The organism is Lysinibacillus sp. NPDC093197 (assembly GCF_044754025.1).
Lineage (GTDB): Bacteria > Bacillota > Bacilli > Bacillales_A > Planococcaceae > Lysinibacillus.
Genome location: NZ_JBIVOH010000012.1, coordinates 61,488 through 82,720, shown reverse-complemented (window position 1 = coordinate 82,720; position 21,233 = coordinate 61,488). Strand labels below are relative to the sequence as shown.

Here is a 21,233-nt window from a genome sequence, read left to right as displayed (position 1 = left end):
GTTTCTAATTTATATTTAATATTTACACTTGGCCAATTTATTAGTTATACAGGAAGTATGTGAAATCTAGCTATATAAAAAAGACGAGCTATTAATCCTTAGACACACCTTTTAACTATATTCAATAACAAAAAAAGAAAATCACCCCTCTAATACCTTGGCCGGTTAGGAATGATTTACTCTCTCAGGTGCCAATCGCCTTTAAAGCGATTTATTTTGTCTTAGGACTGAATAAGCGTTCCAGCGCTGTACAGTCCTTTTAATTATCTGTTTATTAAAGTAGAGTATACTATAATCTCTACACATTTTGAAAATTTAATCTGTCTTTATGTTAATAGCAACAATCTTTTAGAAAAAATCCTTTGAATAAAAAGATGCGGTATTTTTTAAAAAAGGTAAATTTAGGGAATAGGACTTGTTTATAATTTTTTCTTTAAATAATCAAAGATTAATTCATTGTTAGGTATGTGAAAATTTTTATTTCTTACGTAATGAGGGTGGATATATTCCTTTGTTGTAATCAAACTTTCATGACCTAATAATTGCCTAATTATGTCTATCGGAGATCCTTGATCTGCCATTAGAGTAGCAAATGTATGTCTTAATCCATGGATATTAATTGATGGCAAATTTGCTAATTGTAAATATTTTTTTAATAAAATATCAACATCATTTCGTGTGTATTTTTTTTTGGAATCTTTTATAAATAAATAATCAGAAGCCTTTCGGTTTGATTTTAATGCGTACTTTTGAATCTCATGCCCCATTCCTGTCCTAAGAAAAATCATTCTTTGATGTTTAGTTTTGGTTTTTATTAATAAAAATGTATCGTTTTCAAAATCTATATCTTCGCATTTTAAATTTAAAATTTCTGAAATTCTACATCCTGTTGAAATTAGAAGTGTAAAGAGAAGGATGTCTGTCATTAAATCGTTGGAATGGGTAACAATGGAGTTAAGTAATTTCAGTATATTACCCCTTGTTAGTACCTTTGCAAATTTCTTTTCAGGTAAATAATCTTTCAACTGAAATTTGATATGAATCATAGGATTTTCAAAAAAATAATTGTTTTCCAAAAATCTAAAAAAACTCATTAGGGCTTTATAATTATCTTTCAGAACATAGTAGCTTTTATCTTTTAAAAATAAAAAATAATTGTCAATTATAAGGCTGTTAATAGGAATATATTTAAGAGGTTGACCTGAAGAATCTTTTAATAAAATTACCTTATCTAAATAAATATCCTTTGCTTTAGTATTCATTTCATCAGATAAATAGGAGATAAATTTCTTTAATAAATAGTTATAATTGGATAGGGTTTTTTTAGATAAACGAACATTATTGTTATAAGTTTCGAGTTCTTCTAGTACTGTTTTCACTTTTTACCCTCATTAATTGTATTTAGTAGAATTTCGAAAGGGTAGGGGAATTTATTGATAATTTCATCTCTTAAATCTTCACCACGTAATTTTGTATAAATCATTGTCGTTTTGGGATCAGAATGACCTAAAATATCTGTAAGATGGTGCTCCTTTATTCCAATTTTTAAACAATAAACAGCGAATGTATGTCGAAAAGAATGCACTGTTATATAAGAAAGTTCACTTTGATGTTTTCTAATTCTTTCTACTATATGCTCTATTGTTCGAATTGGGAAATTTCTCTTTCTAACAATTCCTTCATCTCTAGCGAATAAAAAGCCTTCACATTTTGAATCCCAATTTGACATTCCGCTTTTTTGCAAATAAATTAAAATCTCCTCTTTTAATTCAGGGAACATGGGAATAATTCTGTCTTTCTTTCCCTTTCCATTATATATATAAATCAGATTTTCTATCACATTGAAATCTTTAACTTTAATTTTGGAAACTTCACTTACTCTGCAACCTGTTAATAATAAAAACAAAATCATAGCTCTACAACGATAGGGCTTAGAAAAACGTTCGACAGTTTCTAATATTTTTTTTATTTGTGCTTCCTTTATATATCGAGGAAGCAATGAAGTTTTTTCTAATTTGAATCTATTACGGAAATCTTTATTTGTATAATCCATTTCATAAGCAAATTTAAAAATGCTTTTCAAAATGGCGTAATATTTATTAATTGTTCGTACGGAAAAAGATTGTTTATTTTCATTATCTTTCGTAAGCATTTCGTTAATCACAATTTCATTTAGCTCGTTTAATTTCAAATTAGGGTAGTTAAGTAATATAAATTTTTTTATTCTCAAAATGAAGTTATTATAAGTTTTAAGAGTTTCTTGTGATCGTTTGTTAAGCTTTACCAAATCAACGAGATATTCTTGATACTTTTCTAATACATATAAAGCAGGTTTTTCATTATCATTTATACTTTCTATGGTAGGTGTACCACCTAAAAATTCCAATAAGGCATTTTCAGAAACCCCTAATTGATTACAAATTTCTCCTAATGATATATTTAGTGATTTTTCAATTGCCATCGTTCGTCAACCTCCATTGAAAATTTTTTTATCCATAAAAAGTTTCTTCATGTGATTAATATCTCTATAAAAATAATAGTGTGTTGAAATTAAATGTTTATGACCAACGGATTCTTTTACTTGTCCAATATTGATATTATGATTGAGCGCATTGGTTATAAAGGTATGTCTAAGTGTTTTAGGAGTAAAACGAATTTCATTAAAGACTTTTAAATTATATTTTCTAAATAGATGAGTAATATGCTCACTACGTATTTGTGTACCTGTACCGAAGGCGGTTAAAAATAAAGCCTTTGAATTATGTTGGGGTAAATAATTTTCTCTGATTTGTAAATACTGTTTGATAAATGAAAGAGTTGTATCTGTTAATGTCAAAGTCCTTTGATTTGATTTTTTACATTTTAAGACAATTAATTTCTCGTGAAAATAAATATCGTCAATATTCAAGTTTTGTATTTCGATAGGTCTACATCCTGTCTCAAGAATAATTAGAAATATAGAAATATCCCTTAAAATATTCTTAGAAATCTCAAATATATTTTCTATTATTAATAAGACATCTTGAATTGAAACGTATTCATTGCTTCTTTTTCCATTTTGAATAAGTCTTTTTGGTATTTGATACCTAAAACTAATTTGATTTTCTTCAGATAAAAAACAAAAAAATAATCTGACTGCCTTTAAATATGAGTATGCTGTAGAAGTTGCGATTTTTTCTAAATTCACTTCCTTCGTTAAATGCATTTCAAACTGATGGATATTCATTTTCCAAAATTCATTCTGATGTTGCTTATTATGTTGATAATTCGAGAAAGACAAAAAGTATTTAATGCTAGCACTATAAGTGTGAATTGTAGTTGCAGCATAACGTTTAATCTCTAAGTATCTTCTAAATTTCCTTAGAATAGGGTAATCCAAGTTCGTTTTCAAAAAAGAGTTCTGGCTATTTTTAGGGGGAACATAATATAGATTCGTTATTTCTTTTTTTCTAAGAAAGTTGCAAAATTTTTTTAAATATTTCAAAATTAATAGTCCTTTTGCATTTTCAAGTTCATTTTTAGTTACTAATAAATGAACATGTTTTTGTATTTTCAAAATGTGATTTAACTCTAATTTGCCCATCTGTACTCCAGCATTTTTTTGAGGAAAAAGATCTTTTTCCTTTTTCAATACCATATATACTTCATAGGTGAAATACTCGAAAAAATCCAAATTTTTGAAGCGGTTATCATGTTTGAATTCTTCCAACAAGGAAAGATAAGCACTATCATTAATAGTAGAAATAAATATTTGATGTTTCTGTTCCATTTAATCCCTCTTTCTAATCTGTATTAATTGTTACGAAAAGCGAATTTATTTTGTATTGTAACCCAAATGTATAACCCTTATAATGAAGATATTGATACTTTAACTATTGACCTTAACCAAACGGTGGAGGCTTTTATTAGCACTTTGATAAGTGTTCAGACGATTCCTATTCCTAGGATACGTCTGTCCATTTATCAAAGTGCTTTTTTGTTTTGAAATGAAGAATGGACAAAATTATAAATTCGCAACTTGTTTCACCTATTTCTGTCCAATTAGTTAGTAAATTAATCAAAAGTTGCGGGGAATTTTAGTTCCTCGCAAGTTTGAAGGGAGGAGATAGTATGAGGGATTTCTCATTTTATATATCATGGTGTACGATGCGGGGAAAAGTTAAGATACGGTGAACTGTTTACTAATTAAAGTATTTGTTACAAATAAAAAGTGTAATTATTTAGCCAAAATTTTGGCTAAGAGATACTTTCAATTTGGGTACAGTTATCTTTTAATCAGGTGATGATTAGATGACGATAACTGTTCTTGAGGTAGACAATTTAAAACTAATCAGGAAACTAATCAAAGGTGAACTTAGTTTTGGAGAATATCTCCGTAAAAGAGGATTAAGTAAATATGATAATTTAAAAGAGCTAAAATTTGTTGTAAATGATAACCCCAACTTTTTAGATGAAATTTTATCAATTATTTCAATCGGTTTACGCTGTAGAGCGATGAAAGGGATTTTTAATTTAATTGATGATGAAATAGCTTTGTTTATTGATTTTAGTAGCAGTCAGCTTAGTCATTTTATTAGAAAGAATATGGCCAATAATAAAGAAAGTAAATTATTATCAGAAAGAAGTACATCACTTGAGATGATTTATGATTTAGCGATAATATTGGATCTCCCTTTACGATATTTAGTAAATACTTCAACTGAGTATGAAATGACTAATTCATTTGCTGAATATAAAACTCCGAAAATTACTAAAAAGAATTTATATGTACTTATTGAGGAGATACTTTTTGAAATGAAATTGAAATCAAGATTAAATAGAAGGATTTTTGGGGTTAAAATTATAAATGAATTTTTTAATGCCGGAAATTCTAAGTATTTATATGCTCGAGTGGATATTCGCGAGAAATTTTTCACAATAGAAATACACTTAGAAAATAAAGCTAACGTTAATTACCCGGAATTAATAAAATTAGAGAAATCTATAAAAATGAAGAATGAAATTTTCATTCGTAATGCATTTTTAAGGCAAAATCAAAAACTTTGTATATTAATTTCAATTGACGGTATTTTTGATCAAAATATTCTTTATTTGCATCGAGATTTTCTATGGAGAAATGTATTGTTTAAATTTAAGGATGAAGAGTTAAACATGATGATGGATAAAGAAGAACCCGAGTATTTTTAAAACACAATAAAAATTAAATTAAGCTTGTTAAATCAAAAATTGATTTAACAGGCTATTTTTATTTTTTTAGACTATTCATTGAAAAAAGATTACTTTTCGTAGATTGAAAACAAAGTGAAATAAAAGTAGTTTATATAACCATCGTTTAATAGACAAATTAATGGAGCATAAATTAACGTTTATGCTCTATTTTTTTACTGTTCTTGTCTTTAAACTCGGCTACTGTAAATTGTATATAAAAGGTATAAGTTAATGGAATATAGGGGGATTATGGGAAGAGTTATTGGTTATTGTCGAGTTAGTACAGAAGATCAAAAATTTAAATTTGCAGGAACAAGCAATAAAAATATGCAGATGAAAATGGATTAGAATTAGTCATGTATGTTTAAAAGATTTCTAGTCGTAAAGGAAATCGTGTCGAACTTGAGCATGCAATGAAAGCAGCAGCAAATGGAGATATATTATTGTCTATAAATTAGATCGTTTAGCAAGAATTACTAAAGAGTTATTTAAATTAACAGAGTATCTAAATGAGAAAGACATAGAGTTTGTTTGAATTAAATGATGCACTTGATACAACTATTCCTACAGGAAAGCAATATTTGGAATGCTCGCTGTATTTACTGAGTTTGATAGAGATATTATTCAGCAACGTACTAGGGCGGGATTAGAAATTGCTAGAAAAAGTGGAAGAGTAGGTGGAAACCCGCCAATTAATGATAAAAAGGAAAAAGTTAACCACTATTTTGTGAAAAATAGAAGTTTATACCAAATATGATGATAAAGTGGTAAAATGAGGGCGATAATACTAGGTTTATGAAGGAGGTCTATTATGAGTTTTTTTAGTCAAAGAATGAAAGCTTTCGCTTCAACTACCTCGGATACTTTAATCAATCCAGTCGATTTGTTTAATAAGAAATTAGTTCATCAAAAGGGATATGATTTTTTACGAGGTAATCAAACAGAGTTTTTAAAGAAATGGGATACTAGAAGAGAAGATAGAGATATAGTAGGATTAATGGATACTGGATCTGGAAAAACTTTGATTGGTTTATTGATGCTTTATTCAAAAGCTCAAGAAATTAAAGAACCTGTTGTTTATTTGTGTCCTGATAATCAACTAGTAGAACAAGTTTGTACACAAGCAAGTTTATATGGAATACCGGTGTGTCAGATTGAGAAGAATGAATATGGAAGACAAGAATTCCCTTCAGAATTTAGTAATAGTGAAGCAGTATTAGTCACTACTTTTGAAAGATTATTCAATGGTAAATCTATCTTTGGTGTCAACGGAAGCACAGATAGAGAGATTCAAAATATTGGAGCATTATTAATAGATGATGCACATGAATGTGTAAAAAAGGCTAGAAGTAAGTCTACGATAACAATCAAAAGAGACAGACAGCAAAAATTATTTAATGAAATTTTGAGTATATTTAATGATGCCCTTGCTTACCAAGGTGTTGGTGCGTTAGCTAGTATAAGAAGAGGAGAGGCTTCAGTTATAAAGCAAGTTCCATACTGGGCTTGGAAAAACAGTATTGGTTCAATTCAAGCTTTATTAGAGAGTTATAACGAAGAAGCGCATCCTAATATTTATTTCAATTTTAGTTTAATTAGCAATAATCTAGAAAATTGTGAGTGTTTTATAAGTGGTAATTCAATAGAAATCACACCAATGTTGATACCAACAGAAAATATTCCATCTTATGAAGGCGCAAAGTATAGATATATCTTATCGGCTACATTAGGTAATAACTATGAACTAATTAGAGAATTGGGTATTGATAGGGATTCTATTGAAAATCCTATCACTGTTGATAATGTAAGTATGGGAGAACGATTAATTATCTCTCCCAAAAGGATACATAAAGAAATTACTGATAATGAGATCAGAGAACTATGTAGAGAATATTCAAATTATGTTAATGTAGCTATTATAGTACCAAATGAAACAAAGGCATCTCCTTGGATAGATAAAGGTGCAAAACTGATAAAAACAGAAAATATAATCAATGATCTAAACACTCTTAAATCTACTAATAAAGGCAATTTTGTTGTGTTTATGAATAGATATGATGGAATAGATATGATTGATTCAATGTGTAGAATTTTAGTTATTGACGGTATGCCTACTAAGGAGTCTTTAAAAGAAAAACTAGATGCGCCGTATAGAAAAGATTCAATATTGACTAATCTAAAAAGAGCTCAAACTATTGAACAAGGACTGGGAAGAGCTGTACGTTCCGGAACAGATCATTGTGTATCAATCCTAATGGGTAGTGATCTATTAAGTTTTATTAGTATTAATAAAAATAAAGAGTTGTTTAGTCAAAGCACACAAGCTCAATTAGACTTCGGTTTCAATTTAACTGAAAATGTTACGTTTACAAAACAAAAAGCTATTGAGATTGTTAAAGAATCAATGGGGAGTTGTTTAAAAGCTGAGGAAGACTGGAGACAGTTTCATAAAAATATGATAAATGAAGCTCAACAAAAATACTCTAAAGTGGATCTAGCAAATATGATAAAAATAGCCGAGTGTGAAAGAAATGCTATAAGAGCTTCAATTAGAAAACAGGTTCAAGTTGTAGATGTTAATATGAAAAATATCACTGCTTTAACTGATGGTACGTCAGATGAAGGTTGGATGTATCAATTTTATGCGCAGTTATTAAATGATTTAGATACAAATAGAGTTCAAGATTTACAATTAAGAGCTTTTGAAGCTAATGGCTCATTAATAAAGCCATTAACTTTTGTGAAATCTAGAAGAGTTAAGCGTTACAGTAATCAATTGTCTGTATTTAAAAAACATATTCATCAATATGAAAAGGGAACTGATATTGCGATAAAAGTTGATAATATTATATCTTTATTATTATATTCGCCTCAACTATATTACAAAGAGTTTGAAAAAGCAGTTCAAGAGTTAGGTGAATTTTTAGGATTTGAGTCTACACAACCTGATATGGGAACAAATGATGGCCCGGATAATTTTTGGAGAATGGAAAACGTCGATTTAGTTATAGAATGTAAAAATAATAGCATTAATAATATTTCAAGACAAGAAACAGAACAAATGTCGTCTTCTATAAGATGGTATAAAGAAAGATACGCTGAAGAAGAACGTATGATGCCTATTATGCTTCATAGAAGCGATTTTTTAGAAAATAATGCTTATGCAAATGAAGAATTTGTTGTAATAAATGAAAGTAAATTAGAGATGTTTAAAACCAATTTGAGAGGTATGAGTGAAGAATTGTCTTGTAAGCCACCTAACATGTGGTTAGACAGCGAATTAGATACTCTCTTAACTAAATATCATTTAGATGAAAAAAGTTTTGTAGACTATTATTCAACAAAAGTAAAAAGAACGTAACAGAAAAAGCTTGGAGTGCCTTATTTTAATGAGGATGCTTCAAGCTTTTTTCTTTAATGATACCAGTACTAATACCAATAGTTTTTTACGTCATGTTATAAAGTTTTAATAATATCTATATTTAGAGCATACTACCTATAAATGAATAAAAAATAGTCAACCCTCGATTTAGGTATATGTTGATTTATCACTCGGTAAAGGCTTATTCCCTGGAATAATGACTACAACAATAAAATCTGGATATTTATTCTCAACTTTATACAAAGGTTTAATATTATCTAAATAAACTAGTTCTCTTACATCATTTACAGGAGCTGTTTTCTCATTCAAATCTAAGACAGCAAATATTCCCAATTGGTCATACGAGTAAATATATGTATGAAGTTGCTCTAGATACTTTTCTCTAATAGAAACTTTAGAAATTGGATTTTTGGTTTTTTTCAGCTCAATAGGGAAAGTAAGATTATTTAGTTTGAAAACGATGTCAATCCTTCCACCGTCAGCAAAGTTATTAATTTCTTCCTCCGATGCATAAGCAATTTTGCTATATAAAAAATGCTTATATAGGCTATCTTGAAAATCCCTTTCTGAGGCTTTATCACCTTTACCATTATGTTTTTCTATATACAAGTAATTGAAATCATCTGAGCGTTTAGATTTTACTGTAAGCATTAAATATCTAATAGTTTCTTCTAATATACGCATAAAAGTATTTAACTTTTGCTCGCTATAGTTAGGGATAGCCTGTTTTATAGAAGATAGCATATTTAAGTAAATTTCTTGACCAGTTATATCACCTGTATAAACATCCATATTTCTTTCATATTTTTGCTCAGTATAAGACTTTATAAGACTTAAAATATCTTTAATATCTTTAACATCTTTAATATCTTTTAATTTCTGTACTAAGTCGTCAGTATCTACATATGGTAAAATTTCTTTTATCTGTAAGCAAATACTTAGATACTGAGTATCTTCGTTTTTTTTTTCGTTGTTACTACTAATAGATGATTTTACTATATTTAAAAAGGAGCTTAAAATTTCATCTTCAGCATATTGATTTTGAATATTATTTATTTTAACTGTATAGTAAGCAAAATTATTTATATATATATTTTCTAGAATTTGAGAATTAATAGATTTCTTGAAGCTCTCAATAAGTTGATTTTGTATCTTATCAGAAGATAACGATGTATTTAATAACTCCATATGATACTGGGATAATTTACCAAACTCTTTAGCGTAATCAATCCAATTTTTATGGTTATTCGAATTTTCAAATATCCTATAAACATTTAATAATACATCTAGAATTTTATTCTCTAATTTGAGTGATTCATTTGAATAACTAAATGCTGATCTAATAAAAGATAAGTTTATTAACTTTTTAAGTGTTGATTCAGCACTTGTTTTATCTTCACTCAGAATTGATATTAAATAATTCGTTACTTCATAAAAATACTCTGCATCAACTCTATTTTCCACTGAAAGATAGGCAGCTTTAAAAAAGTTAGCACTACTCTCAAGACATTTTAAGAAACTTATCTTATCACTAAATTCATTATTATTTATTAGATGTATTAACCCTAATCTAAAATATGCTTCAGATGAAACATCCCCATCTTCCAACTCTTTAAAATCTTGAAACTTCTTTAAAATCTCATTATCATCATCATAGAAAAAATATAGATATTTTAAAGAAACAACAATAATTTGAGGAGAATCTGAATCTTCTATATCTAGTAAAATATCTATAGTTGATGATTTTCTTATCTTTTCTATAGCAGATAAAAAAGATAAAAATTCTATACTAAGTTTCCTTATGTAGATATTAGTTTCATATTCTATGATTTTTCGAAAAAATCCTTTTAGGCTTCTTTCTGAGTTGAAATTTAAATCACCACATTTTTGTATCCAGTCTTCTAGGAGAACAATTTTATCTTGAGTAGACCTTGAAAAAAATGTTTCATAATCAATTTCCATAAAATTTCACTCCCATTTAAATTTTAAAATATTGTTTTCCCTTCATCTTTCGCATCAATTTTATAATCAACACTAGCATTTTTTAATTCTTCTAAAGCGGTCCCAATAATAATTTGCAGATCATTTTTATATTCATCTTCTATTTCCTTGAAAATACTAGCTAGACTAATTAAATCATTGCTTATTACTTCTTCTTTACCTGGTGAATCAATTATTAATATTCTTGGATGCCTTCCAACACTGTATTTTACATCTAAAAGAATTAAGCTTAATACTACGGCTATTTTGGCTCTTAGTTGTTCACCTTCGTTTAGCTCACTAAACTTATTTTCTTTACCATTTTGGATAAAGATGATTTCTAGATTGTCTTTTATGGTAACTTGGTCAATGTTTTTTTGCCCAAATCTAATTAACTGACTGGAAATTAAGGAACACAAACTTTTCAAGATATTATCGCTTTCTTTATATCTTAATTTATTCAATAAATTTATTGCGCAATTAATTACTTTTAATTTGTGATCTAAAATTTCAAATGTAGCATCAGGATTTTCTGTATTTTTTTTCACTAGTTTATGTTCTATTTCAATCCGTTTTTCAATTAATTTAGAAAGCTGATCTATTTGCTTATCTTCAAATGAATAATCTTGAACTTCTTGTTCATGTTTGTTTAAACTAGATTCTAAATGTATTTTCGCTTCAGTCTTTTGAATAATGTTTTCCATTAATCTCTCAATTCCAGCTGAAATCTTTGCGAGATTTTCGGATAACTCATTAATTTTACTAGTTAATATTTCTTCGTCTTCTTCATTTTTTGGATCTAAAGGGTCTTCACATAGCATGCATTTATGATTTGTTTTTTCGCTAATTTCTCTCGAAGGCTTAATCTCATGCTCACATCTTGGACATTTTTTAATATCTAAATTACTAAAAAAGAAACCAAAGTTTAATTCCTCTGTTAAGTTAGTAATACGTTTTTCTATCTGAAGCTTCTCTTTCTGAAGTTGTCCAACTTGATTGTTTAAAGCTGTGATTTCTTTCGCCAAATTGAAAAGTTTAAGGCTTTGTATTTTATAATTTTCGATATTAAGAGTCTTTTTAAAGGTTGTTTTACGCTGTTCTTGCATCTCAGAGATTTTTATATTTAATTTTTCTAATTCTGTAACCAATTCATTTTTTTCTTGGTTATTTCCATCTTGTACTTTTTCAATAAAAAGTTTCTTATTTATACTATTTTGTAAATAATCACTTTGCTTATTCCATGAATTAATTAGGGCTGTGTACTTTAATCCTAAAATCATTTCAAGAACTTTCTTGTTTTGAGACCCAAATTCAGAATTTAAAAAGAGTACATTATAATCCTTAGATTCTAAATAGATAGATTTATAGTATGTTTTCCATGAAGTATTATTTTCAATGAGTTCAAGGCTTTTTTTAGTGCTACTAGTCCAGGTTAAATTATAATATGAGAATTGTTCAAAAAAGAAATTCTGCATTTTGTCTTTAAATGCAGTTTCAGTATTTGCCTCAAAGTTTATTAAAATATCTTCTAATTCTATGTATCCATTTTCGTTGATAATTAAGGAGTCAATTGAACTTCTATAAAGTCCACTTCTAATTCTAGTGTTTGTTAAATTTATATATACTGAATAAGTAGTATTGTTTAAATCAAATTCAAATAATATAGTATCTATCCAATCATAAACATCTTTTTTGACAGAGCTTTTATCTCCTGTTAATGCAAATTTAATTATTTTAAATATAGAAGATTTCCCCTTATTGTTGTCTGCGAAAATAACATTTACTCCTGTAAAGAAGTTTTTATCATAATCTATAACCTCTCCAGTTATTTTTTTGCCGCTGAGTTTAAGTCTTTTTATTATCAACCGCTTTCCTTGCGAAATTGGATTATCTTTTTCATAATTACTTATATTAAGTATTTTGGATATTTCCTCAATACTTAATATCTGATCACATGATTTATATACATCCGACAAAAAATTATCCCAATTCATTTAACTAATTCCTCTCCAAATATCTTATAAAACTTCTCTTTGACCTCATCTTGAATTCCATTAATATATTCATTTAATGGTGTGTTTTTATACTCTTGATGCTCATATTGTCTTATTTTTAATTCTGTCCCTGAAAGATTTCCAAAATATTTTCTAATCAACTCGCATCTTTTTTTATACCAAAAGGCATTTTCAAGATTTTTCAAAATATCCTTTTCAATTTTTTCTATCCCAAAGTCTGTTAAATAGTATACTTTTTCGAAAATTCTGCCATCAATACTTCGTTTGCTAGTATAATCAATAAAATTAACTGATATTAAAAATGCAATAATATCATCAATATCTTCATAAGCTCCGAAAAAGAAGCGTAGCATATCTTCTCGTCTAATTTCTGGTTCATTATATTTAAATATAGAAATAATAGTAGCCTTTATTTCCTCAATATTTATATCACTATTGTCTGTTTCAATAAGTTCTAATAATTCTGCAGCTAGATAGTCAGGATAACGAATCAAAAAGTCAATTTTTTGAATACGAACTTCACTTTTGAACTGTTTTATATGAGTTTCTTTTACTTTATCCCCCTTTATATCTTCTGAAAAGTAGTAAAGTATTAATAAAATTCTTAATTTACTACGGTATGAATTGGCTATAGCATTCATTTCTCTATTCCCCTCTTAAAAGTAATGTCTTTTCAATTCTACATTAATTACTACAATTTACCACTACAAATGTTCTTAATTAGTCGAAAGATAAAAATAATATTTATTTTCTTTCGTTACTAAGGAATACCTTATCAGTCTCATACCAACTCTGAATCAGCTACAATAAGTTGGACATGAAAAATAAGGGATAGCGCTTTGATTATTAACTTAAAGGTTGTTTATTATGCATGCTCATGCCAAACTTTTTCGCACTGTGCGAGTTCAAACAAAACAGCAGAGCTGGTATATCAAGCTTAAGGATTACAACAATCGCCTTGCACAAAGGGATGCCTCTTATGATAATGTTGTGACTGAGGCGATGTTTAAGTTATTAAAAATAGACTTCACTTACGGAGCGCACTTTTTTCAATAGAACAGTTCTTATTTGAAATAAATGTTTATGTAAAATAGTTGAACAACATTTGAACACATGAAAAATTGTGTTATTTACCACCTGTGAAAAAAATAGCAGTCTAAAGTTTGCCGGTTTTCACTTTTTCTCATTACAGTGGTTATGACTTTTTTAAATAACTTTTGTAATATTAATAGTATAATTTTTATAACAATAGATATGATTAGAGGGGAGTAACATTGCTTAGTCAATAGGCTAAAAAGGGGTCACCTTGAAATAAGGGGGCTCCCTATATAAAAGAAGTTGAATTAACATTATTTTCAACGAGAGGGGATTCTATGGGCGAAATAATTATTGAAATGTTCCCCGCTGACAATGGCGATTCATTTCTAGTTAGGTGTAAAGGGGAAAGAACAAGCAATATACTAATAGATTTTGGTTATGAGGAAACTTACAGAGAATTTATTAAGCCGAGGTTACTAGAACTAAGTTCCAATGGTGAGATGCTTGATTTGGTAGTGTTAACGCATGTGGATGCAGATCATGTAGAAGGTGCGCAGTTCTTTTTTGAGGAAAATGGATATAATTCTAATCCTAGTATCATCGAAGTAAAAGAAGTATGGCATAACAGCTATAGGCATCTTGCTATCAGTGAGGGTTTGCAAACAATACCTGATAAATTGGTGAGAAAAGTTGAAAGAAAAGTAAAATCACTTCCAACAAAAAAAATCCAGCGCGAAGAAACTAAAGTTAGTATTGAACAAGGCACTCGCATTGCTAGTCTTTTATATAAATATGAATATTCATGGAATAGTTTGTTTGATGGACATGCAGTAACATTTAATACTGAGCCGATCGCATTAAATGAAGATGTTAACTTAACTATATTATCTCCGTCAGGGTCACAGTTGGATCGACTAAGAGAACATTGGAGGATTGGATTAAAAAAGTTATTTCCAGGTGTACCTCTTGTGGATGACCGAGTTTTAGATGATGCTGTAGAGTTTGTTTCTTATCTATACCCTGACTGGGGTGTACCTAATTTATCTGAGAAAACGTCATCGCATAAAGGATTAATATCTATAGCGGAAACCTCTTTTAGAGAGGAAAGGTCGGTAATCAATGCTAGTTCAATAACCTTCATTCTTGATTTTTACGATAAAAAAATCCTTTTTCTAGCCGATAGCCAACCTTCTATAATTAAATATGGTCTTGAAATGCTGTATAACAATGATAGTTTCCCTATTTTTTTTGATGCAATAAAAGTTTCACATCATGGAAGTAAGGCAAACACTAGCAAAGATTTTTTAGATTTTATTCACTCGGATAAGTACTTAATATCAACTAATGGTGCCAATCATGGACATCCTCATTTAGAAGCTTTAGCACGTTTAGTGGTAAGTGACAAAAAACACAAAAAAATATTCTTTAATTATGAAACAGAAACTTCATCAATATTTTCTAAGAAACAATGGGAGCAGGAATTTAACTATTCGGTGATTACAGCTGAAACAAAAAAAAGTTCAATAATAGTTATTTAGGGGGATATAGAATGGATGAGCAGTTTACGTATTCGATTGGAAAAATTCATTGTGGAACAAAGGATGGTTCCTTATTTCTAATTAGCCCGATTATTGCTATTACAGCTTTGCATGTCGTAGATGAGGCATTGAGATACGGAGAAGAAATTGAAGTTGATTTTCCTATATTGAATTGCGAAGAAGTTATTAGTGCTAAAGTTATTTATCCTACATCTGTCGAGAATACCAATTTACCTGATATAGCAGTTTTAGAACTCTCTAGGCCGGTAGAAGTTAGTCATTTAAAATTGGCTAGAGTAAATATTGAACAGGATATAGAGTGGAAATCGTTTGGTTATCCCATCACCAAGGAGGAGAAGGGGCAGTTTTTTAAAGGAACAGTAGCACTAACTCGCAGTGATTATACTAGTTATCAATATGATATTGATTTATTTTGTGCTGTTCCAAACCTTACAGATCCAAAATATAGTGCTAAAGGGGCATCCGGATCCCCTATTGTGATTGGTGATTATGTGGTAGGCATTCTAACAGATGCAATGCCAGGATCTACAATTGGTATGGTGGACATCATACGTATTCAATCCTTACTTGCAGAACACGATATAAACTTCCCTTTCTTAGGAAACATAGGTAAATACTATAACGACATAAGAAAGCTTAGGGATTATACAAAGATGCTGGCTGATAATAACTCAGATTACTCAAGGCTATGGATTAATTATGAGGAAGTAAAAATTGATAGAGAATGCGTTGATGTAATACAAGATGAGGTTAAGAATGGCTCATTATTGATAATTGGGGAACCCGGCGCAGGTAAATCGGGTGCTTTAAGGGATTTGGTCGTTAATCTTGATAAGGAAAAGCGTGATGTTGTTTTTTTGGATGTAGGTCATATTAATGCTGAAAGTATAGGAACTCTTCGTGAGGAATTAGGAATTTCAATGGATTTGAATTTAGTGCTGGAGAATTGGTTGGGCGAACAACCAGGATACATAGTGATAGATGCATTAGATGCAGCGCGGTCAGAAAAATCTGCACAAGTTTTAAGATCACTCATCTCTCATGTACACCGAAAAATGTGGAGATGGAGAATAATTGCATCAGTTCGGAAGTTTGACCTTCGTCACGATAATGAACTTCGAAGATTGTTCCGTGGAGATGCGATAACTAAATATCAAGATCCTGAGTTTTCTAATCTAAGACACATATATATTTCTGAATTTAGTGAGGAAGAAACATTAGGAATATTGAAATCAGCACCTGAAATAGAAACCTTATTAAATAAAGCAGATGAAACCATGAAGAATTTAATAAGATTCCCATTTAATTTAAGAATAATAAGTGAATTGCTAGACGAGGGTATTGAAGAGTCTGAGTTAATTCCTATAAGAACACAAAGAGAATTGCTCGATCGATATTGGTCCTATAGGGTTATACGTAGAGATGGTCAGCGTGATGCAAGAGAGATACTACTTACCAAGACAGTAAAGGAAATGGTAGCTAATAAAACGCTAAGGGCGGCTCGTAGTAAAGTTGTTGATGCAACTACTAGTGGTACATTACATGATTTATTAAGTACGAATGTATTAGTAGAATGGCAAAAGTCAATCGCAGGTAGCCCATCAGGATATACAATTGCTTTTTCTCATCATATATTATTTGATTATGCTGTTTATCGATTAATGATGCAAGAAAATCCTGAAAAGATTGTTCGTCTCCTTATAGATAATCCAGACCTAGTTTTAGTGATTCGACCTAGTTTTGTCTATCTTTTTACAAATATATGGTATATGGGTGAATCACGTCTTTTATTTTGGGACCTGGTATTCCTGTTAATAGAGAATGAAACTATCCCAGAAGTTGCTAAGTTAATTGGTCCATCATTAGCAGTAGAGTTGGGCAATGTTGTAAATGATTTTAATCCATTATTTGAGAGATTAACAATTCAAGATTTAAACTCTAGTAAAGTGGCAGAATTAACATTGAGCCATCTAATAGGTGGATTTATGGTAGTGGTAGAGGAACCTGTAAAAAGAGACGTAATGGAATTATGGGGTGGTATAGCCGAAATATTAAGTAAGAATATGACCATCTCTAAAGTAGTCATGTCTTCTGTTCGCCTTATAACATCAGCATTATGTAATAATAACAGTGATTTTGGTATGAATAAGAACATTGGACTAGCAGCTAGACGTCTATTAGAAGAAATTTTGGAAAAGCCTGAACATGATTGGATGCTAAATTCAGTTATAACTAGTGTTTGTAGAACGTTTTTAAGTAATAAAGATGAATCAGAAAGGTTACTTGGAAAGTTTCTAACCCCTCAACGAATTAAAGATAAAGGATATGTTGAAATTCCTATAATTGCAAGTGAACTTCCAATATTGTTTAAGCATTCTCCATCATTTGTTAAAGACGTTTATTGCATTGCTTTTTTTCACGAAGAAAAAAGCGAGGAGAGCACAACTTTAGGAACAAGTAAAATTCTTCCACTGAAATCTAATAGAAGACAAGATTATAGACACGCTCTATATCTTTTAAAAGAGGAATTCCCGAATTATTTAGAATATGCTCCATTCCATGCCTTATACACTTTAATAGCTATTGTGGAGAATTATGCAATAAAGAAACATTCAAGTGGTAATACGAGGGACGGAATACCATTCGAATTTTTGGGATTAAAGACTCACTTTAGACCTGATCATAGTCATATTTGGGACAGTGATACTTATAAGATTGATGAAGAGGTCGAATTGCTTGATCATCTTCAAAATTATTTAATAAAGCTTGGACATGATGAAAATAAAAAAGAGTTACTTCAAGGAATAATAAAAGTAATAATCACGTTTAATAAATCAGCGGTTATCTGGAGACGTTTAATCATTTCAGGTATAAGTTGTCCTAATACTATAGGAATGGAAATTCGTGAATTAGCTTGGATTAATCCTATACTAATTAATTATGATACTTCCAAAGAAATAGGCGACTTAATAACTGTAATTTACCCGCTAATCACCGAAGAGGATCGGGAGAAAATAGAGAATGCCATATTAGCTATCCCGACCTTTAATACTTCTTATAATCTTGAGGGATTACAAAGAATCGTAGGGAAATTAATAGGTTGCATTCCTCAGGATTTAATTAAAACAAAATTCGTGAAACAACTTATTAGTGAATTTCAGAAAAAACCTGGTGGTATCCCGCCTAATAATCCTATATTTTATATGCGAGATTGGGAAAGTGAGCCATATGATGAAAGTAAATCGTTAAGAGAACAAGGAATAGATATAGATAAGGAACAAAATAATCAAATTCTGAACTTGAGAAAATCTATTAAAGGATTTATAGAAAGAAACTCAAATTCAACAATTACTATTGAAGAAGTGGGGTCTTTAATGCCTACAATAAATGCATTAAAGCCTTTACTAGAAAAAGCGGACAAGACAAGAGTGGATTTGCGGCTACAAGAGCTCACATGGGATAGCCTAGCAGAGGCATGCTCTATTATATCAAAACAAGAAGCAATATTAACGAACCCAGCTTTAGCGAAGTTAGTGAAAGAAATACTTATAATTTGTTCTAATCACAATAATCCGATTTTAAGTCCTGGCGAAGAAGAGGCGTTCGAAAAGTCAGTTGGTTGGGGATTGCCCGCGCCTAGGATTCAAGCAGCAATAGGTTTAATGGAAATTTCAAAATATCAAAATTATCTGGATGAGGATCTAAAGGCTACTATTAGGTCTCTAATTACTGACGCTGTACCTGCAGTTCGATACCAAATAGTGGTAAAGTTGTTCTCATTGCAAAAGCATCATGAGGATTTTATGTGGGAGATGGTTGAGCTAATTGCTTTAAATGAAAAGAATACATCAATTTTACAATATTTTGTAGCAACGACTTTGTTTCCTTTAATCAACAAAAATAATATAAAAGTAATGGATTTGTTAATAAATATTTATTCAGGGACCGATTTTAATAAAAGGTATAAAAACTTACGCAATGAATGCTTAATGGTATTCCTTGATCAGTACCTTTATAAGGAAGATGCAATATCACGTGAAATCATTTCCAGTATTGTTAATAATCCAATTGCCTATACAAGTGAAAATCTTCACCTAATTGGTATGATGAGAGCTTTTTTGGTGATAGATTCAGATGAAAGTCTTAAGGAATATCCATCCTTGGTAAGAAATGAAATTTGGAAATTACTTGAGGAAATATTAGTTCATTTATTGATTGCCTATAACGACTTACTGACAGCATATAACGAAAAAGATGAATGGAACGAGCTTAAGCAAAAGCAAATAAATGATATAGCAAGAATTGCTGATCATGCATGTAAACAAGTTTATTTTGCATCTGGAGCGCTTAATAAGGATTATACTATGGAGAAATATTATGCATCTGAAAAGTTCCATAAGAGCTTTTTTGAAGAGGGAAGTGATGTTTTAGATTTGCTTAGTGAATTTGGTATTCCATCAATTACACACAATTTGATACAGACCATAGAGTTTTTCGCAACTTTAGATCCTTCTAAAGCTTTTAAGAGAATAGGTAAAATAGTAATGTTAGGAGAAGAAGGTGGCTATCAGTTTGAATCGTTAGGTAAAAATCTAATCATCCAACTCATTGAACGCTACTTATCAGAGTTTCGTTCTATATTCATTGAAGATAGGGAAAATAACGAAATCCTGCTAACAGTTTTAGATGTTTTTGTAAAAGTGGGTTGGCCCGAAGCTCGGAGATTAACGTATAAACTTGATCAGCTCTATAGATGATTTTTGATGAATCAAGAGTTTAAAAATACGCTTAAAACGTTCAGTTTGCCGTGAATATTTCATCTCTTAGACAAATACTTAACACCGACTTTTTGATCCTTCATAATATAGACACAGGCTGAAGAGCTGCTGGTTAAGCAAGATATTATGTATAAAAGTATAATAAATGTTCATGTGTTTTTTTTCTACACATTTTCTACACAACATAAGTGAAAAACCAGTAATACAAAGGCTTCAAATGAATTTGAAATTCCCTCCTGGGACGCTAACCAAAGCCTTACAGCCTCAATGGTTGTAAGGCTTTTTATATTTATACATAGGTGTATATTTACGCTTTCGGTGCCCACGGAACCAGCCGCCGATACCATAATTTGATACTGAGTTTGAACCGTTTCAGCAATTTACCGACGTAAAGGCACGTCTTATATTCCACCACTTAGCATGACTAACATTATGGTGAAGGCGACTTGAAACGTGATTAGACGGATTTCTGACACGTTTATATACATCACAGAACGTTTGCTGACGTGCGAGAATTTACAGCCTAGTTGCAGATTGGCGACGGACGATTGGAGGAGAAGGAAAACCGAACGTTTTGGAGGATGTTCATCACAAAGGTTACACGTATTAAATAGATGAAAAACGGTCTTTATTGCTGCATAGACTAAAAAACTAGAGACGGTTTCATTCGTCTCTAGTAATTTTTTAATATAAGCTTTCGTGATTTTGCATCATAAATCTCATAACCGATTTCAAAATTATGATCTTTTGTAACGGTCAATTTACAATAGTATGGAATTGATTTACGATATGCATCTAGTTCGGGGATATCGAAAAAGTCATATTGTTCTTCAGTTTCAATCATTTCAAAGGTTGCTGATGTTGAGCGTCCGATTGAATCAATTTCGATTGTACAATCTCCACTAATAACGTCGTAATCTTTTTGAATCACTGAATTTAGACTCGGTAGGGTCAAAGATAAAATTATAACTCCTATTAGAAAGCCAAAAAGAGACTTAAACCCATCGAAAGAAATCAACTTTTTGTCTTTATACATAAAAATTAATAATATAGCTTGCGAAATAACAAGCAATAATCCCATTGAGAGTCCTATGTAATACATTTCTTCACTTCCTATGTAACTGCTGAGTATTTTCTAGTAACAAATTTAAAGTTTGCCCCACATATCTTATCGTTTTTTTTATGCCGAGGAAACAGGTGGATTATTCCACTAATTATATTCTTCACATCTTCTGATATAGAAAATAGGAAAGTATGTAACCTTCATTTCGCC

The 21,233-nt window shown here is 30.1% G+C and carries 11 protein-coding genes and 1 pseudogene; 5 read left to right on the top strand and 7 right to left on the bottom strand.

Features of this window, described 5'->3' with window-relative positions; genetic code table 11:
- Nucleotides 1-419: 419 nt before the first annotated feature.
- Genes ACIP9G_RS21770 through ACIP9G_RS21760 form a run of 3 tightly spaced genes read right to left on the bottom strand, consistent with a single transcriptional unit; the run spans nt 420 to nt 3,769 of the window.
- Nucleotides 420-1,379, bottom strand: a complete 960-nt coding sequence (locus ACIP9G_RS21770) for a tyrosine-type recombinase/integrase (RefSeq protein WP_401022251.1) — start codon at nt 1,377-1,379, stop codon at nt 420-422.
- A complete protein-coding gene (locus tag ACIP9G_RS21765; protein WP_401022249.1) occupies nt 1,376-2,461 on the bottom strand; it encodes a tyrosine-type recombinase/integrase in 1,086 nt (361 codons plus the stop codon). Before ACIP9G_RS21765 ends, ACIP9G_RS21770 begins: the two co-directional genes overlap by 4 nt.
- 6 nt (nt 2,462-2,467) lie before the next feature.
- The gene (locus tag ACIP9G_RS21760) at nt 2,468-3,769 is read right to left on the bottom strand and encodes a tyrosine-type recombinase/integrase (protein WP_401022247.1); all 1,302 of its coding nucleotides are present in this window, start codon (nt 3,767-3,769) and stop codon (nt 2,468-2,470) included.
- A 521-nt stretch (nt 3,770-4,290) separates the two neighbouring features.
- Here ACIP9G_RS21760 and ACIP9G_RS21755 point away from each other — a divergent pair.
- The 3 genes and pseudogenes from ACIP9G_RS21755 to ACIP9G_RS21745 all read left to right on the top strand — a co-directional run bounded on the left by ACIP9G_RS21755 (nt 4,291) and on the right by ACIP9G_RS21745 (nt 8,569).
- Nucleotides 4,291-5,187, top strand: coding sequence for a hypothetical protein (locus ACIP9G_RS21755; RefSeq protein WP_401022244.1), 897 nt, complete (start codon nt 4,291-4,293; stop codon nt 5,185-5,187).
- Nucleotides 5,188-5,647: 460 nt separating this feature from the next.
- Nucleotides 5,648-5,965, top strand: a pseudogene (locus ACIP9G_RS21750) (recombinase family protein).
- A gap of 54 nt (nt 5,966-6,019) precedes the next feature.
- Nucleotides 6,020-8,569: a DEAD/DEAH box helicase gene (locus ACIP9G_RS21745; protein WP_401022242.1), complete on the top strand. Its 2,550-nt coding sequence runs from the start codon at nt 6,020-6,022 to the stop codon at nt 8,567-8,569.
- A gap of 168 nt (nt 8,570-8,737) precedes the next feature.
- Here ACIP9G_RS21745 and ACIP9G_RS21740 read toward each other — a convergent pair whose 3' ends face one another.
- From ACIP9G_RS21740 to ACIP9G_RS21730, 3 genes are read right to left on the bottom strand one after another with little or no spacing between them, the layout of a single operon-like run.
- Nucleotides 8,738-10,552 carry a hypothetical protein gene (locus ACIP9G_RS21740; RefSeq protein ID WP_401022239.1) on the bottom strand — a complete coding sequence of 605 codons (1,815 nt, stop codon included), beginning with the start codon at nt 10,550-10,552 and terminating at the stop codon, nt 8,738-8,740.
- A gap of 23 nt (nt 10,553-10,575) precedes the next feature.
- Entirely contained in the window at nt 10,576-12,564 is a 1,989-nt protein-coding gene (locus ACIP9G_RS21735; RefSeq protein WP_401022237.1) for a hypothetical protein, read from the bottom strand.
- Nucleotides 12,561-13,226, bottom strand: coding sequence for a hypothetical protein (locus ACIP9G_RS21730; protein WP_401022234.1), 666 nt, complete (start codon nt 13,224-13,226; stop codon nt 12,561-12,563). The genes ACIP9G_RS21735 and ACIP9G_RS21730 overlap by 4 nt, the downstream gene beginning before the upstream one ends.
- Before the next feature lie 732 nt (nt 13,227-13,958).
- Between ACIP9G_RS21730 and ACIP9G_RS21725 the strand changes: the two genes are divergently transcribed.
- Together ACIP9G_RS21725 and ACIP9G_RS21720 are read left to right on the top strand one after the other, a co-directional pair.
- Nucleotides 13,959-15,161 (top strand): MBL fold metallo-hydrolase, encoded by a 1,203-nt coding sequence (locus ACIP9G_RS21725; RefSeq protein ID WP_401022232.1) that lies wholly within the window; start codon nt 13,959-13,961, stop codon nt 15,159-15,161.
- A gap of 11 nt (nt 15,162-15,172) precedes the next feature.
- Nucleotides 15,173-19,939: a trypsin-like serine protease gene (locus ACIP9G_RS21720; protein ID WP_401022230.1), complete on the top strand. Its 4,767-nt coding sequence runs from the start codon at nt 15,173-15,175 to the stop codon at nt 19,937-19,939.
- A gap of 694 nt (nt 19,940-20,633) precedes the next feature.
- Here ACIP9G_RS21720 and ACIP9G_RS21715 read toward each other — a convergent pair.
- Nucleotides 20,634-21,062: a hypothetical protein gene (locus ACIP9G_RS21715; protein ID WP_401022227.1), complete on the bottom strand. Its 429-nt coding sequence runs from the start codon at nt 21,060-21,062 to the stop codon at nt 20,634-20,636.
- Nucleotides 21,063-21,233: the final 171 nt, after the last annotated feature.

What these genes read in the sequence shown, in the direction of transcription:
- ACIP9G_RS21765 (WP_401022249.1), bottom strand. Translation starts at nt 2,461, where the DNA reads ATGGCAATTGAAAAATCACTAAATATATCATTAGGAGAAATTTGTAAT.
- ACIP9G_RS21760 (WP_401022247.1), bottom strand. Translation starts at nt 3,769, where the DNA reads ATGGAACAGAAACATCAAATATTTATTTCTACTATTAATGATAGTGCT.
- ACIP9G_RS21755 (WP_401022244.1), top strand. Translation starts at nt 4,291, where the DNA reads ATGACGATAACTGTTCTTGAGGTAGACAATTTAAAACTAATCAGGAAA.
- ACIP9G_RS21745 (WP_401022242.1), top strand. Translation starts at nt 6,020, where the DNA reads ATGAGTTTTTTTAGTCAAAGAATGAAAGCTTTCGCTTCAACTACCTCG.
- ACIP9G_RS21740 (WP_401022239.1), bottom strand. Translation starts at nt 10,552, where the DNA reads ATGGAAATTGATTATGAAACATTTTTTTCAAGGTCTACTCAAGATAAA.
- ACIP9G_RS21735 (WP_401022237.1), bottom strand. Translation starts at nt 12,564, where the DNA reads ATGAATTGGGATAATTTTTTGTCGGATGTATATAAATCATGTGATCAG.
- ACIP9G_RS21730 (WP_401022234.1), bottom strand. Translation starts at nt 13,226, where the DNA reads ATGAATGCTATAGCCAATTCATACCGTAGTAAATTAAGAATTTTATTA.
- ACIP9G_RS21725 (WP_401022232.1), top strand. Translation starts at nt 13,959, where the DNA reads ATGGGCGAAATAATTATTGAAATGTTCCCCGCTGACAATGGCGATTCA.
- ACIP9G_RS21720 (WP_401022230.1), top strand. Translation starts at nt 15,173, where the DNA reads ATGGATGAGCAGTTTACGTATTCGATTGGAAAAATTCATTGTGGAACA.
- ACIP9G_RS21715 (WP_401022227.1), bottom strand. Translation starts at nt 21,062, where the DNA reads ATGTATTACATAGGACTCTCAATGGGATTATTGCTTGTTATTTCGCAA.